The organism is Citromicrobium bathyomarinum, from assembly GCF_038594605.1.
GTDB lineage: Bacteria > Pseudomonadota > Alphaproteobacteria > Sphingomonadales > Sphingomonadaceae > Alteriqipengyuania > Alteriqipengyuania bathyomarina_B.
Genome location: NZ_JBCFZM010000001.1, coordinates 19,147 through 34,592 on the forward strand (window position 1 = coordinate 19,147; position 15,446 = coordinate 34,592).

General features: G+C 65.2%; 14 protein-coding genes and 1 tRNA gene. 10 read left to right on the forward strand and 5 right to left on the reverse strand.

Going from position 1 to position 15,446, the window contains the following annotated elements:
* Complete coding sequence (locus AAG612_RS00085; RefSeq protein WP_342506024.1) at positions 1-1,065, forward strand: YeiH family protein; 1,065 nt, start codon at positions 1-3, stop codon at positions 1,063-1,065.
* On the opposite strand, the gene AAG612_RS00090 is transcribed toward AAG612_RS00085, so the two are convergent.
* Complete coding sequence (locus AAG612_RS00090; protein ID WP_342506027.1) at positions 1,066-1,542, reverse strand: Lrp/AsnC family transcriptional regulator; 477 nt, start codon at positions 1,540-1,542, stop codon at positions 1,066-1,068.
* A gap of 108 nt (positions 1,543-1,650) precedes the next feature.
* Between AAG612_RS00090 and AAG612_RS00095 the strand changes: the two genes are divergently transcribed.
* The 5 genes from AAG612_RS00095 to AAG612_RS00115 all read left to right on the forward strand — a co-directional run bounded on the left by AAG612_RS00095 (position 1,651) and on the right by AAG612_RS00115 (position 6,098).
* On the forward strand, positions 1,651-1,887 hold the full coding sequence (locus AAG612_RS00095) for a DUF6356 family protein (RefSeq protein ID WP_342506029.1): 237 nt from the start codon (positions 1,651-1,653) through the stop codon (positions 1,885-1,887).
* A 101-nt stretch (positions 1,888-1,988) separates the two neighbouring features.
* Entirely contained in the window at positions 1,989-2,399 is a 411-nt protein-coding gene (locus AAG612_RS00100) for a hypothetical protein (RefSeq protein ID WP_342506031.1), read from the forward strand.
* Positions 2,400-2,491: 92 nt separating this feature from the next.
* On the forward strand, positions 2,492-3,508 hold the full coding sequence (locus tag AAG612_RS00105; RefSeq protein ID WP_342506033.1) for a glycosyltransferase family 2 protein: 1,017 nt from the start codon (positions 2,492-2,494) through the stop codon (positions 3,506-3,508).
* Between the two features lie 15 nt (positions 3,509-3,523).
* Positions 3,524-5,185 carry a hypothetical protein gene (locus AAG612_RS00110; protein ID WP_342506035.1) on the forward strand — a complete coding sequence of 554 codons (1,662 nt, stop codon included), beginning with the start codon at positions 3,524-3,526 and terminating at the stop codon, positions 5,183-5,185.
* A gap of 1 nt (position 5,186) precedes the next feature.
* Positions 5,187-6,098: a hypothetical protein gene (locus tag AAG612_RS00115; protein ID WP_342506037.1), complete on the forward strand. Its 912-nt coding sequence runs from the start codon at positions 5,187-5,189 to the stop codon at positions 6,096-6,098.
* Between the two features lie 9 nt (positions 6,099-6,107).
* Here the strand turns inward: AAG612_RS00115 and galE are convergent, their stop codons facing one another.
* Positions 6,108-7,139, reverse strand: a complete 1,032-nt coding sequence (gene galE, locus AAG612_RS00120; RefSeq protein ID WP_342508563.1) for a UDP-glucose 4-epimerase GalE — start codon at positions 7,137-7,139, stop codon at positions 6,108-6,110.
* 124 nt (positions 7,140-7,263) lie between these two features.
* A complete protein-coding gene (locus AAG612_RS00125) occupies positions 7,264-8,265 on the reverse strand; it encodes a diguanylate cyclase domain-containing protein (protein ID WP_342506039.1) in 1,002 nt (333 codons plus the stop codon).
* A gap of 361 nt (positions 8,266-8,626) precedes the next feature.
* Between AAG612_RS00125 and AAG612_RS00130 the strand changes: the two genes are divergently transcribed.
* The 4 genes from AAG612_RS00130 (at position 8,627) to AAG612_RS00145 (ending at position 14,598) form a co-directional block, all read left to right on the forward strand.
* Positions 8,627-9,211, forward strand: a complete 585-nt coding sequence (locus AAG612_RS00130; protein WP_342506042.1) for a response regulator transcription factor — start codon at positions 8,627-8,629, stop codon at positions 9,209-9,211.
* Positions 9,212-9,310: 99 nt separating this feature from the next.
* On the forward strand, positions 9,311-10,522 hold the full coding sequence (locus AAG612_RS00135; protein WP_342506043.1) for an acyl-CoA dehydrogenase family protein: 1,212 nt from the start codon (positions 9,311-9,313) through the stop codon (positions 10,520-10,522).
* Between the two features lie 14 nt (positions 10,523-10,536).
* Positions 10,537-11,601 carry an acyl-CoA dehydrogenase family protein gene (locus AAG612_RS00140; RefSeq protein WP_342506045.1) on the forward strand — a complete coding sequence of 355 codons (1,065 nt, stop codon included), beginning with the start codon at positions 10,537-10,539 and terminating at the stop codon, positions 11,599-11,601.
* A gap of 255 nt (positions 11,602-11,856) precedes the next feature.
* Positions 11,857-14,598 (forward strand): TonB-dependent receptor, encoded by a 2,742-nt coding sequence (locus AAG612_RS00145; RefSeq protein ID WP_342506047.1) that lies wholly within the window; start codon positions 11,857-11,859, stop codon positions 14,596-14,598.
* 113 nt (positions 14,599-14,711) lie between these two features.
* On the opposite strand, the gene AAG612_RS00150 is transcribed toward AAG612_RS00145, so the two are convergent.
* Together AAG612_RS00150 and AAG612_RS00155 are read right to left on the reverse strand one after the other, a co-directional pair.
* A complete protein-coding gene (locus AAG612_RS00150; protein WP_342506049.1) occupies positions 14,712-15,005 on the reverse strand; it encodes a GNAT family N-acetyltransferase in 294 nt (97 codons plus the stop codon).
* 192 nt (positions 15,006-15,197) lie between these two features.
* A tRNA-Pro gene (locus AAG612_RS00155) sits at positions 15,198-15,274 on the reverse strand.
* Between the last annotated feature and the right edge of the window lie 172 nt (positions 15,275-15,446).

Sequence of the window (15,446 nt, forward strand, 5' to 3'; positions counted from 1 at the left end):
ATGAACGCGCAGAAGCCCGAATTCTTCGCCGGCGACCTGTTCGGCGAACTCTATCAGTCCGATGCGGTGCCCGCGCGGCGCAAGCTGCGCGAGTTCGTGCCGGGCCTGCTGCTGTGCGCGACAGCCTCGCTCGCTGCGGCCACGCTGTCCGACACCTACGGTTTCCCCGTCATCCTGCTGGGCCTGCTGATTGGCCTCGCGCTTAGTTTCGTGAGCGAGGTGGAGGTGACGGCGCCGGGGCTCGATTTCGCCTCGCGCCACTTCCTGCGCGCCGGGATCGTGTTGCTGGGGCTGCAAGTGACCTTTGCGCAGGTCGGCGCGCTGGGCTGGGCCGCGTTCGGCGGTCTGCTGCTGGTGATGGCCGGAGCCTTCGCCGCCGCGCTGGTGACCGCGCGGATGGTGGGCGAGGGGCGCGAGGCTGGCGTGCTGGCGGGCGGCGCGACTGCGATCTGCGGCGCCTCGGCGGCGTTGGCACTCTATGGCGTAATTGGGCGCGAACGGCTGGACCAGGCGCGTTTCTCGGTCACGCTGGTTGGAATCGCCGTGGCGAGCGCGATCGCGATGCTCGCCTATCCGACCATCGCGCGGATCGCTGGCTTCACCGACGCGCAGGCGGGTTTCCTCATCGGTGCGGCGGTGCATGATGCGGCGCAGGCGATCGGCGGCGGCTACAGCTATTCCGATGCCGCGGGCGCCAGCACGACGGTGGTAAAGCTGGCGCGGGTCGCGATGCTCGGGCCGATCGTGATGCTCGCAGCCCTGTGGCTGGGGGCCGCAGACGGGAGCAAGGGCGGCTCGATCTGGCAGCGAGTGGCGATGCCGTGGTTCATTGCCGGGTTCTTCGCGGTGCTGGTGGTCAACAGCCTGGTCACGGTGCCCGCCGAGTGGCGCGAAACCGCGCTCGACATCTCCAAGGGGCTGCTGCTGGCGGCGGTGACCGCCACCGCGATGCGTTCGCGCATGGCGCTGGTTCTCGCAGCGGGGTGGAAGCCGCTGCTGCCGGTTGCGGTGGCAAGCTTGGTGTCCTTCGTGCTCGCCTTCGTGGTGGCGCTGTCGGTGGTTTAGCTAGGATGGACGCGGGAGCGCGGTGGTGTGCTTCATCCGCTCCATCGAAAAGCTTGCCGTGACATCGGCCAGCCCGGGCACCTTCTCGATCAGTCGCTGATAGATGCGGTCGTAATCCGCGATGTCGCGCACCTGCAGCGCAAGCATGTAATCGATATCGCCCGCCATCCGGTGGCATTCGACGATCTCGTCGATCGCGGCGATCCCGTCCGAGAACGCCTTGAGCCACTCGGGGTCGTGGTGCTTGGTGCGGATGGCGACGAACACCGTGGTGCCAAGGCCGACCTTGGCCGCATCGAGCAGCGCGACCCGTTTCTCGATGATCCCGGCATCCTCCATCCGCCGGATTCGCCGCCAGCACGGGTTGGTCGACAGCCCGACCTGCTCGCCGATCGCATGGACGGGGAGCGAGGCGTCGCGCTGGAGAATATCAAGGATCGCCCAGTCTATGGGATCGAGTTGCATATCATTGGCCATTGTTGGGATAAACTATTCGATAAGAGCGGATTTGGCGAGACATTTGGGATTTCATTCGCCTCGCCGCGTCATATCATCCCGCAAGCGCAGCATAAGATGGGACACGACATGATCCGCAGGGCCTTTACCCAGCATCCCGCCTCGGTCGGGGAGAGCTATTTCGAGCATTTCGTCCATGCATCGGGCTTCGGCTTCCGCATGATCCTGGGGGGCATCGCCTGCATGCTGCACGGCGTGCTGCCCTTCCTGTTTGTGAAGACCGGCAGCAAGCAGATCGAGACGCTACATGGCCGCATGGTGGTGAACCGCAGCAAGCTGCCCCAGCCAATCGACTTCGTTATCTAGGGAGCGTGGCCTGTTAGTGTGCTAATGAGAATGAGTTGCATTTACATATCATGCAAGGTGGGCTAGCTTCGATTCGACGCCAGCAAGGGAGCACCACCATCATGGCCTTCGATCTCGACCTACTGACCAGCACGCCCGATATCCGCAGCGTTGCGCCGATCCATGCCAGCCTGGTCCGCGCGCTGCGCTACACGCATGTTGCTCGTCGCGGGCGGGCCTTTTGCTGCGACGATCTGGCCGAACAGCTCGGCGCGCCGCTGGCGGTGCATGCCTTTCTGGTCTTTCTGGACGAGGCGGGGCGGGCGTGGCCCGAACCGATCGCGCTCAACCCGCCCTGCCGCAGCCGCATGAGCTACGACGAGATGCTGCTGGTCGACTGCGCGACCGCTGCAGCGAAGAACGACCGTGCCTCGTTCGACGACTTCCTGCGCGACATGCTCGATTCCTCGCGGCGGCAATCGGTTTGGAACGCGGCGCGGCGGCTGATGGCGCGGATGTCCGTCTCCAGCTGAGCCGCGCGGGTCAGCTTCGACGCGAGGCAGAATTTACCCGGCGGTAACCATCGCGCGCCTAGACCGGGCTCACGCGAAGGGGCCCCGCTGACGTGAAACTGATCATCCAGATACCGTGTTTGAACGAGGAGGAGACCCTCCCGCAGACGCTCGTCGATCTTCCGCGCAGCATTCCGGGCATCGACAAGGTCGAGATCCTCGTCATCGACGACGGCTCGACCGACCGCACGGTCGAGGTCGCGCGGCGTTTCGGCGTTCATCACATCGTCGAGAACGGCACCAATCGCGGCCTCGCGCGCAGTTTCTCGCGCGGGATCGAAGAGGCGCTGCGCCAGGGCGCGGACATCATCGTCAACACCGATGGCGACAACCAGTATTGCGGGGCGGACATTGCCAAGCTGGTCGCGCCGATCGTCGCGCGGCAGGCCGACGTGGTGATCGGCGACCGGCAGACGCGCAAGATTGCGCATTTCTCGCCCTTCAAGAAGCTCCTTCAGCGGCTCGGCAGCACGGCCGTCTCGACACTGGCGGGCACGCGGGTGCCCGATGCGGTATCGGGCTTTCGCGCGATCAGCCGCGAGGCCGCGCTCAAGACCAATATCGTCTCGCCCTTCAGCTACACGATCGAGACCGTCCTGCAGGCCGGTCGCAAGAACATGAAGATTGTCTCGGTCCCGGTCGGCACCAATGCGAAGACGCGCGAGAGTCGCCTGTTCACCAACATTCCGAATTTCGTCACCCGCCAGCTCAAGACGCTGCTGCAGATGTACGTGATGTATTCGCCGCTGCGCGCCTTCTGTACGCTGGGGCTCGTCCTCGCGGCGGTCGGCATTGCGCCGATCCTGCGCTTCATGTGGTTCTATTTCAGCGGTGACGGCACGGGCCACCTGCAATCGCTGGTGCTGGGCGGGGTGCTGTGCGTGATGGCCTTCATCGCGTTTACCGCCGGGCTGCTGGCAGACGTGGTCAGCCGCAACCGGCAATTGCTGGAGCTGACGCTGGAGAAGGTCCGGCGGCTGGAGCTGGCGCAGGGCGAATCCGTTCCGGCGTCGACGGAAGAACCGGACACCACCGTGATCGAACCCGCCTCGCTGCGCGCGCAGGGCTGAGCGATGGGAGCGGTCATGGCCGATCCCGCGGTGCATGCTTCGCCCAAGCGGCTGCCCGCCGTGCGGCAATCGGTCTACGCCTTCGCCGCGCTCGCATTCGTGGCGCTGCTCCAGATCGTCCTGTTGACGCAGAAGGGCATCAACTGGGACGAATTCTTCCACCTCACCGAAATCTACCGGTTCCGGCAAGGCACGCTGGACCATCCGATGCAGACCTTCTGGGTGCGTCCGCTGGCCTGGGTGATGGATGTGGAGGGGACTTCGGTCGATCACATCGTCCTGATCCGGGCCTTCATGCAGGCCGCCGCGCTGGCCACTGCTGCCGGGATCTTCGCGGTGGCACGCCGTTTCGCCGGGCCGACGGCCGCGCTGCTGTGCGCCTCGGCGTATCTTTCCGCCGGCTATGTCTTCACGCAGGCCTTTGCCTATCGCGCCGATCCGCTCGCCGCTGCATGCCTCGTGTGGGTGCTATGGATCGTCGGGGCGGAGCGACTGTCCTGGAACAAGGTCGCACTGGGCGCCGGGCTGACCGCGCTGGCAGGCCTGTTCACGGTGAAAAGCGCTTTCTGGATCGTGCCCATCGGCGGCTACGCGCTGTGGGCGCTCTGGCCGATCCCCCGGCAGGAACAGCTCGCGCGGGTCGCCAGGCTGGCGGTTCTTGCAGGTGGCGGCGCGGCGCTGTTCGCGATCGCTCTGGCACTGCATGGGGCAGGACTGCCAAGCGACACGGCGGAGGCATCGGCCAAGAGCCTCAATTCCGCAGGCTCGGTCGTGTTTTCCGAAGGGCTCTTCCCGCAGGGGCACTTCCTGCTGCGCCAGATCGGCATGGGCTTGCCCTTTGCGGCGCTGGCCTTGCTGGCCGTGGCCGAGTGGCGCAAGCAAGACGGTTCCGCGCGTACTCTCGTGCTGCTCGCAGGGCTTTACGGCATGCTGCTGACTCTGGCGGTCTATCGCAATGCCTACCCCTATTACTTCGTATTCCTGTTGCCGCCGGTCGCGATCGCGCTGGCGCCGCTGCTCGACAAGATGACCGCACGGGGGCGCGCGCCGCTCTATGCGCTGATCTTTGCCGCCAATGCCGCGATCCTCTTCATGCTCGACCCCGCCGAGCCGCTGCCCAACCAGCGGATCGTGCAGGAGGGCGTGCGCGAAGTCTTTCCCGAACCGGTGACCTATGTCGATTTCAGCGGGCATATCGGCGACTATCCGCGCGCGGTCGATTTCATGACCTCCGGCTGGGGGCTGAAGAACTATCGTGCGCGCGGTGTGCCGGAAATTAGCGAGCGGGCGCAGCGTGAGCCGATCCCGCTGTTCATCGACAATCACTGGGTTCTGCACGCCGCCGTCACCGGCGAGCGCGCGCCCGAGGAGCTGCTGCCCGAAGACGCGCGCTTCATTCGCGAGAACTACGTGCGCCACTGGGGCCCGATGTATGTTGCGGGCAAGCGAATCGCGGCCGATGCAGCGACCATCCGGATCGAAGTGCCCGGAACATACACGATTGAGGATGCGCCGGTGACGATCGCCGGGCGACGATACGAAGCGGGCCGCACGATCGTGCTGCCGCGCGGACAATACCCGGTCGTGGCGAAGGATCCGGCAACGCTGCGTTGGGGCGATCACCTCCCGCAGCCCGGCATTGCTCCGCCGCGCGGCATGATGATGTCCGAATATTAGCATGCGGCCGCTCGACCCTTCGCAGTTTTTCGGCGGCGAGACCTCGCCTGCGTCGCTTGCGACCCGTTTCCTGCCTTCCATCGGCTGGATGCGGGGTTTCCTCGCGCGGCATCGGCGGATCATGCTTGCGCTTGCCGGCGTGCTGTTCGTCGGCGGATTCGCCTGGGCGCTCGCCAGTGCGGACATCGCTTTCTCGACCATCGCGTGGAACTGGGTGGGCGGCGCGATTGCGCTGGGTTTCGCGGGGGTCGTCCTCAACGGGCTCGAACTGAGCGTGTCGGCCAAGGCCATCGGGCGCCGTTTCCCTGCGGGCGAGGCGATCCATCTTTCGAGCGTGGGCATCCTGTCCAATCTCCTGCCCGTTCCCGCCAGCGCGCTGGTGCGCGGCGCGGCGCTGGTGGCGCGGGGCGCGACCCTCGCGCAGAGCGGGCGCATTCTTCTGTATGTCGGACTCCTGCGGCTGGCGGTTGCCGGGGCGATTACCGGCGCGGCGCTGCTTGGCGGGCCGCTGGGCCTGCCGGTCTTGGCGGTGAGCATGCTGGCCAGCGCAGCGCTGGTGGCCTTGCTGATTCGCACCGGCGGCCTCGCTTGCGCTGCCGGGCTGCTTGCACTGCGGATCGGCATGCTGGGAATCGTCGCGGTCCAGCTGCTGCTGTGTTTCCGGGCGCTGGGCGCGGATGCCGGGCTGGCTGACGCCGCGCTCCACGCGATTGCGCCGGTCGTCGGCTCGGCGGTCGGTATCGTGCCGGGCGGGCTGGGAGTATCCGAAGCGATCGGAGCCGCCCTCGCGCTGCTTGCCAGCGCATCGCCTGCGATGGCGTTCGCCGCCCTCGCGCTCAATCGGATTGCGGGATATGCCTGCGCTCTGGCAACGGTTCTGGGGTTCCAGCTGCGCGGGGCCTTCGCCCGCTAACCCAAGTGCTCAGGCAGCCGAGCGGCGGATCGCGGGAAGCTTGTCTTCCCACGCCAGCGCGTGCTCGATGATCGTTTCCAGCTGATCGAAACGCGGGGCCCACGGCAGGCTCGCGCGCAGCCGCGAGCTGTCGGCGATCAGCATTGCGGGGTCGCCTGCCCGGCGGCCTCCGAAAATGCGCTCGATCTTGCCGCCGGTCACCTTATCGACCGCGTCCAGCACTTCGAGCACCGAGAAACCGCGCCCGTAGCCGCAGTTCATCGTCATCGAGCTCCGCGGATCGGCGATCAGCGCGTCGAGCGCCAGCACATGGGCCGCCGCCAGATCGCTGACATGGATATAATCGCGCACGCCGGTGCCATCGGGCGTGTCGTAATCGGTTCCGAACACGCTCACCGCGTCGCGCTTGCCCAGCGCCGCCTCGACTGCGACCTTGATCAGGTGCGTCGCCCCGGCGGTGGACTGGCCGGTGCGGCCCTGCGGATCGGCGCCCGCAACGTTGAAATAGCGCAAAGCGCAGAAGTTGATGGCGTGCGCGGCTGCCGCATCGGCGAGCATCTGCTCGGTCATCAGCTTCGACGAGCCGTATGGATTGATCGGCACGGTCGGCGTCTGCTCGGTAACCGGAGACACCTCGGGCACGCCATAGGTCGCGGCAGTCGAGCTGAACAGGATATGCGGCACGCCCGCGTTCACCGCCGCCTCGATCAGACCGCGGCTCTTGCCGGTGTTGTTCTCGTAATAATACAGCGGCTTCGCAACCGATTCCGGGACGATGATCGAACCGGCGAAGTGCATGATCGCGCCCGTATTCTGCTCTGCGAAGATTCGCGCGAGCAGCGCGGTATCGGCGATGTCGCCTTCGTAGAAGGGAACATCGTCGGGTACTGCGAAGCGAAAGCCGGTTGAAAGGTTGTCGATCACCGCGACCGGGCGGCCCGCATCGCGCAGGGCATGCACGGCATGGCTGCCGATATAGCCTGCCCCGCCGGTGACGAGGACGGGCACGGCTCCGCCGCCACCGATCCGCGCGATACGCATCTGCGCAGCGTGCTGCGGCTGGCCGGTCGGAGAGGGTCGCTCGCCATTCATGGCAGCCGGTTTAGGCCACCACCTCTTTCCAAGTGTTTAAACCGGTGCGCGCAATTTCGCGCTTTTTCGCGCCTCAGTCGTCGTCCAGATCGCGCGCATCGGCGAGCACGACGGTGCTGTTGTGTTCCAGCATCGCGCGTTCGTGCGCCAGATCGGCCGCGCGCATCGCTTCGGACGGGTTGGCGAAGTCGAACACATGGGCGATGCCGACATGCATCTCGATCATGCCCAGCGTCTTATTGGAGAACTTGTCGTGCCAGCGGCGCAGCGACAGGTCGATGATGCTCTGTTCGAGCACCTCCTGGAACTGCGAGATCGTGATCCCGCGCGCAAGCATGATGAATTCGGACGCCGACTTGCGCGCGCTATAGCACTCGCCGCGCGTCGCGTGCGACAGCGTGCTGGCAACGCGTTCCATCAGGCGCGTCGCGGTATGCAGCCCGTGGTCCTGCACGATCCGGTCGATCCGGCTGACCGAGCAGATCGCGACGGAAAGCGGCTCCACCTCGTTGCGGGCGATCCGGAAATTCTCGTTCAGCGCGACCTCGAACTGCGCGCGGTCGGGTAAGTTGGTCCGGATCGCGGGCGTATCGGACTGCGGGGCCGCTTCGCCATCGTCGTGCCGACGGCGCGATTTCGTTTCGGCTTCGGCCTGGTCGAGATCCTCGCGATAGGCGCGCGCCGCGCGGGCGACGTCGCGCACCATGCGTTCTTCCTCGCTGCCGATCTTGTCGGACAGGAAGCCGAGGTTCTGGGCGAGCTGGTCCATCCGCCCGGTCAGGCGGGCAAAGGCATCCTCGGCTACCAGCGGGGCGGGCGTTTGACCCGGCGTGCCGACGGCACCGCTGCGGCCTTCATGGATAGAGACGATATTGCCTTCGGGGGTGGAATAGGTGCGCCAAAACGCCTTGATGAGGCTTTCGAGCGTCAATCCCTCGCCGGACTGGACGATGACGTCGGCGATGCGGTCCATCGCCTCGCGCACTTCGCTCGCCAGAACCGGCCCGACGTCCATCGGCTGCTCGCCGTGAACGTCGTGGTTAAACTGCTGAGCCATCCCGAGCCCGTGCGGCATGATCGTTTCCCCCTGTATCGCACACCAGAACGGCGCTGCGAGGCGGTTTTATAGGGCGCAATTCGTAACATTTGGTCACCTTGCGGCGCAGCACGCCACGGCGTCCATCAGGGTTAAATCGAGGGCGCTTTGGGGTCGATCTTCGTCCGTAATGGAGCAAGCCGGTTCCGCGCGGTTACCTAAGGGGGAAACCCTGGTGACGCGAATCCGCGTGCCCGAGAATGCTCCACATCCGCAGTTCCTCGTATTTCTGCGGAACGCATAAACGCGGATGCTCAGCCGCAAGGGTCGGTGGTGGCCCGGGGCAGGGGAGTGTGAGGAGATGCATGAGCAGCTGGGATTGATCGAGCCGGACAGGGACATGCGATCGCGGATCTTGCGCGAGCTGGCCGGGGCCGGGATCCATGCCGAAGCTTTCGAAGGCGTGGCGCAGTTCGTGCTCTATCGCCGCGGGGGCGGATACCCCGTGCTTGCTGCCGACGATCGGGTCGACGCCTTGTCCATCCGGCGCGAACTCGCCCGCCACGGCGAGTGGCAGCCGGTCATTGCGTTTTCGAAGGAGCCTTCGCCAGCGCGGATCGTCGAATTCCTGCGCGGCGGCGGATATGACTATCTGGCAGAACCGTTCGACATGGGCGTGCTCGGGCGCAGTCTCTCGCTGCTCGATCAGGGGCGCACCCCCTATTGCGTCGCGCGATGCCGCGCTGCCGCCGCGCGGCTGAAGCTGGACGGTCTTTCGCCGCGCGAGGCCGAGGTACTGGGCCATATGGCGCAAGGACGATCGAACAAGATGATCGGGATCGAGCTGGGGATCAGCCCGCGCACGGTCGAGATCCATCGGGCCAACATGCTGTCCAAGTTGGGCGCGGATTGCTCCACCCAAGCGCTGCGGATGTATTACGAGGATGCGCTGCTCAACGCAGAAGCATCCGCGCCGACCGGCTGATTACGGCCGGGCGTTAACGTTCTCCCGACAAAGCCCTTTACGCGAGCGTAAGGGTAAGCCTAGTGTGGCGCGCATAACCGACTGAATGGGAGAGATGTTATGGCCAGTGCGGCCGCACCCGATGCCAAAAGCGATCTGGAAGCTTTTCGCGAAGAAGCGCGCGCGTTTCTTGCCGAGAAATTCCCGCCCGAGCTGCGCGGGAAGAATAATATCCTCAGTTCGGTCGAGGAAGCGGGGGAAGAGAGCCCGGCGGAAAAGGCCTGGCGTATTGCCATGGGCGAGAAAGGGTGGGGCACGCCCACCTGGCCCAAGGAGTATGGCGGCGGCGGGCTGACCCGCAAGCAGGCGCGCGCGCTCGAAGAAGAAATGGCCAAGGTCGGGGCGTGGAACCCGATCGGCGGGATGGGCGTGATGATGCTCGGCCCCACGCTGCTCGAATTCGCGAGCGAGGAACAAAAGCACGAGCATATCCCCCCGATCTGCAAGGGCGAAGTGCGCTGGTGCCAGGGCTATTCGGAGCCCAACGCCGGGTCCGACCTCGCCAATCTCCAGACGATGGCGGTGCTCGAAGGCGATCACTACGTGGTCAACGGCCAGAAGACGTGGACCAGCGGCGGCCAGTGGGCGGACAAGTGCTTCTGCCTCGTGCGCACCAGCCGTGCGGACAAGCACAAGGGCATTTCCTTCCTGCTGATCGACATGCATGCGCCCGGCGTCGAGGTGAAGCCGATCAAGATGATTTCGGGCATGAGCCCGTTTTGCGAAACCTTCTTCACCGATGTGCAGGTTCCCAAAGAGAACCTCGTCGGCGAGGAGGGGCAGGGCTGGACCATCGGCAAGCGCCTGCTGCAGCACGAACGGACCAATCTTTCGGGCGGGGGCGCGCTCGCCGCGCTCAATGCCCAGCCGTTGCACAAGGTTGCCGAACGCTACATCGGGCTGGGCCCCGACGGTAAGCTCGCCGATGCGGAGCTGCGCACGAAGATCGTCGATTTCGAGATGCGCTGGAACGCCTTCCTGCTCACCGCGCGCCGCGCGATGGAGGAAAGCAAGGCCACCGGCGGCGTGTCCGATATCAGCTCGATCCTCAAGAAGTCGGGCACCAAGCTGGGTCAGGAACGCGCCGAGCTGATGATCGAGATCATGGGGATGCGCGGGCTCGGCTGGGAAGGCGAGGGCTTCGAGCAGAAGGAGCTGGACGGCACGCGCGCGTGGCTGTTCGGCAAGGCGACCACGATCTACGGCGGATCGACCGAAATTCAGAACAACATCATCGCCAAGCGCATCCTTGGCATGCTGGACCACCAGTAAGGGGAGCGGGACTCATGGCAGTACTCAACGAAGAGCAGGAAATGCTCCGCGACATGGCGCGCGAGTGGACGAAGAACGAACATCCGGTGGGGGCCTGGCGCAAGGTGCGCGATGCGGGCGAGCCGTTCGACGCCGAGGCGTGGGGCGAGATGGGCGAAATGGGCTGGGCGGGGATCATCATCCCCGAAGAGCACGGCGGCACCGATTTCGGCTGGCTGAGCCTGGGCCTGGTGATCGAGGAACTGGGCAAGTCGCTCGCCGCGAGCCCCCTGATCGCCTCCGCGCTCGCGGCGTCGGCGATCGTATTGGGCGGCAGCGACGAGCAGAAGAGCGAATACCTGCCGCGCTTCGCGACCGGCGACCTGATCGGCACGCTCGCCTTCGACGAAGGCCCACGCCACACCGGCCTGAGCGTCGGCACGAGCGTTCACGACGGGCGGCTGACCGGAACCAAGGCCTTCGTTCACGAGGCAAGCCGGGCGGACCTGTTCGTCGTGCTCGCGCAGGACGGCGTCTATCTGGTCGAGAAGGGCAAGGGGGTCACGCTCTCGAAGCGCTCCATGGCCGATATGCGCGACCATGCGGAAGTGGACTTCAACGATGCCCCGGCACACAAACTGGCCGGTGGCGGCAGCGATCTGGCGCAGAAGATCCTCGACCGTGCCCGCGTGCTGACCGCAGCCGAAATGCTCGGCATGTGCCAGGCGGTGTTCGACACCACGCTCGATTACCTGAAGCAGCGTGTGCAGTTCAATCAGGTGCTCAGCACCTTTCAGGCGCTCCAGCACCGGATGGCGGACCTCTATACCGAGCTGGAGATGACCCGCTCGGCGGTCGAGGGCGGGTTGCAGGCGATCGACAGCGGCTTCGCGGTAACCGAGGCTGCGGCGCTCGCCAAAACGCGGGCGAACGAGGCGCTGCACCTGATCAGCCGCGAAGGCGTACAGCTGCACGGCGGGATGGGGATGACCGACGAATACGATGTCGGTTTTTACCTGAAACGCGCCCGTGTCCTGGAGGCGTCGTGGGGCTCCAGCGGTCACCTGCGTGACCTCTATGCCACGCTGAAGTCGTATTGACGCTACGAAATTGCGGGCTTCGCGATATTGTGTAACGCAACTGCCACAGGCGGTCTTCGAATGATGCGGTAGCTTGTAATCCTGCGTCGAAAGGCGCAAAATGCGCGTGCTTGGGAGAAGGCAATTCAACGCGGCGATGTCCCGAAACGAACGGGCGCGCTGCTTCGGATGAACGACACGGAAGGCATGTTTGCGCCTGCCGTGCGGACAGCCTGACTCCCGTTGCGAGACGAATAAAAGTGAACGGGAGATACCATGAAAGCCAAACTCACTCGCTCGATCGCGCTCGGCGCGCTCGCCGGAAGCCTGGCGATGCCGCATGCCGCCGCGCTCGCGCAGGATAGCGCGGAGCCGCAGACGGCCACCGAAGACGTCGCTGATCAGCTGAACGAAGGTCCGACCATCGTCGTGACCGCCCAGGGCCGGACGCAGGAATTGACCGACGTGCCCGTCGCCGTGAACGTCGTTTCGGCGGAAGAACTGCGCAATTCGGGCGCCGCCGACATCCGCGAACTCAACCAGGTCGCGCCGTCGCTGCTCGTTTCCTCGACCGGTAATGAATCGAACGGTTCGGCCCGTATCCGCGGCATCGGCACCGTGGGCGACAACCCCGGCCTCGAAAGCTCGGTCGCGGTGTTCGTCGATGGCGTCTATCGCTCGCGCTCGGGCAATGCGTTGAGCGAGCTCGGCCCGATCGACCGGGTCGAAGTGCTGCGCGGCCCGCAGGGTACGCTGGGCGGGCGCAACAGCTCCGCCGGCCTCATCAACATCTACACCGCACCGCCCGAATTCGAATTCGGCGGATACGGCGCTTTCACTTACGGCAACTACGATGCGATCAAGGTCGAGGGCGGCGTCAACCTGCCGCTCGGCGAAACCCTCGCAGCGCGCGTCGACGGTGTCTATTTCGAGCGTGAGGGCTTCTACAACGACGTCGTCAACGACGTGAAGGTGAACAACCGCGATCGTTACCTCGTGCGCGGCCAGCTGCTGTTCGAACCGTCGGACACGATCTCGGCCCGCCTGACGGCCGACTATTCGAAGAAGGACGAGGCGTGCTGCGCCGCGACCTTCGTGCAGCCCAGCTTTGCACCGCTCGCCCGCCTGGCAGACGACGTGCCGCCGGTCTCGGCCGAAGCGAAGTTCGACTATCCCGGCTCGAACACGGACCCGCTGACCAGCACGTCGAACCCGATCGTGCCGATCCTGCTGGCTCTCGGCCAGAACCCGCTTGCGCTGACGCAGGACACCTTCAACCGCGACATCTATGTCAGCGCCGGCCGCAGCTATGCGGGCGAGACCGAAGACTATGGCGTCGGGCTCGAACTGAACTGGGATCTGGGCGGCGCGGAGCTGACCTCGATCACCGGCTATCGCGAATATTCGAACTTCCAGGCGTCGGACACCGACTACACCCAGGTCGATATCCTCTATCGTGCGCCGGGCGAAAACGCCGGTGCCCGCGAGTTCAGGACCTTCAGCCAGGAACTGCGCCTGCAGGGCGAAGCCTTCGACGGCACGCTCGACTGGCTGATCGGCGGCTACTTCGCCAACGAAAAGCTCGAAACCCGCGACAACCTTCGTTTCGGTACGCAGTACGGCGCCTTCGCGCCCTGCCGCGTGGTCAATGCGATCAATACCGCGCTGGCCAGCCCTTCGTCTTCGGGCTGTATCTCCGCAGGTGGTCGCGCAGTGGTCGCTCCGCTGCTCGGCCCGGCATCGCCGCTGATCTTCGCCGGGCTCGATAATCTCGCGACGATCAACGATCTTGGTTCGACGACCGATGTCTATAATCAGGAAAGCAACAACTTCGCGGTCTTCACGCACAACATCATCAACATCACCGATGCGTTGAACCTGACCCTCGGCGTTCGCTACACCAGCGAGACCAAGGACTTCGACGCGGCCTTCGGCAACGACAACACGGTGTGCCCCACCAACCGCGCGCTGCTTTCGCCGCTGCTCGGTACGGCAGCCGACGCGCTGGCGAGCGGTATCATCTCGCTGTCGTGCCAGGGCAACAGCACCTCCGAACTGGACGGCGTGACGCTGTCGGACAGCCGGGACGAGGACGAGTTCACCGGAACCGCGGTGATCTCTTACAAACCAACCGATCGCCTGCTGACCTACGCCAGCTATTCGCGTGGCTACAAGGCGGGTGGTTTCAACCTCGACCGTTCGGCACTCCAGACGAGCCCGGTGGTCGGCAACCCGGCAATCACCGGCGATACGGCGAACCTGCAGTTCGGTCAGGAAACGGTCGATGCATTCGAAATCGGTGCCAAATACGATGGACGCAACTTCACGCTGAGCCTTGCTGGCTTCTACCAGGAGTTCTCGAACTTCCAGCTGAACACCTTCAACGGTTCGGCCTTCGTGGTTCAGAACGTCAATTCCTGCGGCACCGATCTGAGCGGCGCCGATCAGGACGCCAGCGCGGCGACCGGTTCGTGCAACCCGGACGATATCCAGCCGGGCGTCGTCGCCAAGGGCGTCGAGGCCGAGCTCAGCTTGCGCCCGGCACGCTACCTCACCACCAATTTCGGCCTGACCTATGCCGATACCAAGTATGAGGACAATCTGATCGGCGACGATTCGGGCGCTCCGCTCGATCCGGCGCTGCGTCTGCTGCCGGGCGACAATCTGTCGAACGCGCCGGAGATCACCGCGACCGCATCGGTCTCGTACACTCCGCCGCTGGGTGACAGTGGGCTGAGCGGCCTGTTCTACCTGAACACCCGCATGACCAGCGACTACAACACCGGCTCGGACCTGCTGTACGGCAAGGAACAGGACGGCTTCATTCTGGTCAATGGCCGCATCGGCGTGCGGGGCCCGGACGAGAAGTGGGCGATCGAAGTGTGGGCCCAGAACCTGTTCGACCAGGACTACACCCAGGTTGCCTTCAACACGCCTTTCGTGGCCGAGCAGCAGACCTACTCTGCCTACCTCGCCGAGCCGCGGACCTACGGCGTCACGGTGCGCGCGGGCTTCTGATCGCGAACACCTGACCAATCGAAGAACGGCGCGGGGGCAACTCCCGCGCCGTTTTTTGTTTAGTTCCGAATCCGGCGGTAGGTGCGGCCGCGCGAGAGCGTGCCGCAACCGGATCAGTCGACCACGTCCGCCCAGTCGGGGTGGCGCTGCGCCTGCGCCTTGAAGAAGGGGCATAGCGGCACGATGCGGAAACCCTCTGCCCGCGCATCGGCAACCACCCGCTCTGCCAGCGCTGCGCCGACTCCCCTGCCGCGCAGGCTGTCGGGCACGCCGGTATGATCCACGATGACGAGGGTGGGGCTGGCACGCGAAAAGGTCAGCTCGCCGACCTCGTCGAATCCCTCTACCTGTGCGACGTAAAGCCCCTTGGTATCGTTGCCGACGCGGTTGATCGTGATTGCTGCCATGTCGGCGGCGCTTACCCGATCGGGGCGACAGCGCAAGGCGGGGCTGCAAGAGGAGGGTATCCGCCGAGCCAGAGAAGGCAGGCTCAACCTGCGCCGTCTGCGACTCCGAAGTCGCAACTCCACGTCCGGCCAAGCCGGTTCGATAGCCAGCGGGCGGAGGATGCGAGGTGCGGAAAAGGGGGAGAATTCCACTGGTCGGGAAGACAGGATTCGAACCTGCGACCCCCACACCCCCAGTGTGATGCGCTACCAGGCTGCGCTACTTCCCGAGCAGTGGAGCGGGGCCTATAGGCGCGCGAAGCGCTGCTGGCAATGCCCCCTTTGCGCGCTTTGCAATGCATCGTCCGGCAACCGTGCGAGCAAGATTGCTCTCGCCCACCAACACTGCTAGTCGCGCGGGTCACGACGGCCCGGGAGGGGCGGTGGCAATTCGTTTCGCAG

Coding starts and splice junctions, on each gene's coding strand:
- AAG612_RS00100 (WP_342506031.1), top strand. CDS start 1,989: ATGGCCTTCGATCTCGACCTACTGACCAGCACGCCCGATATCCGCAGC.
- AAG612_RS00145 (WP_342506047.1), top strand. CDS start 11,857: ATGAAAGCCAAACTCACTCGCTCGATCGCGCTCGGCGCGCTCGCCGGA.
- AAG612_RS00110 (WP_342506035.1), top strand. CDS start 3,524: ATGGCCGATCCCGCGGTGCATGCTTCGCCCAAGCGGCTGCCCGCCGTG.
- AAG612_RS00125 (WP_342506039.1), bottom strand. CDS start 8,265: ATGCCGCACGGGCTCGGGATGGCTCAGCAGTTTAACCACGACGTTCAC.
- AAG612_RS00135 (WP_342506043.1), top strand. CDS start 9,311: ATGGCCAGTGCGGCCGCACCCGATGCCAAAAGCGATCTGGAAGCTTTT.
- AAG612_RS00095 (WP_342506029.1), top strand. CDS start 1,651: ATGATCCGCAGGGCCTTTACCCAGCATCCCGCCTCGGTCGGGGAGAGC.
- AAG612_RS00115 (WP_342506037.1), top strand. CDS start 5,187: ATGCGGCCGCTCGACCCTTCGCAGTTTTTCGGCGGCGAGACCTCGCCT.
- AAG612_RS00085 (WP_342506024.1), top strand. CDS start 1: ATGAACGCGCAGAAGCCCGAATTCTTCGCCGGCGACCTGTTCGGCGAA.
- AAG612_RS00130 (WP_342506042.1), top strand. CDS start 8,627: ATGCGATCGCGGATCTTGCGCGAGCTGGCCGGGGCCGGGATCCATGCC.
- AAG612_RS00140 (WP_342506045.1), top strand. CDS start 10,537: ATGGCAGTACTCAACGAAGAGCAGGAAATGCTCCGCGACATGGCGCGC.
- galE (WP_342508563.1), bottom strand. CDS start 7,139: ATGCGTATCGCGCGGATCGGTGGCGGCGGAGCCGTGCCCGTCCTCGTC.
- AAG612_RS00150 (WP_342506049.1), bottom strand. CDS start 15,005: ATGGCAGCAATCACGATCAACCGCGTCGGCAACGATACCAAGGGGCTT.
- AAG612_RS00090 (WP_342506027.1), bottom strand. CDS start 1,542: ATGGCCAATGATATGCAACTCGATCCCATAGACTGGGCGATCCTTGAT.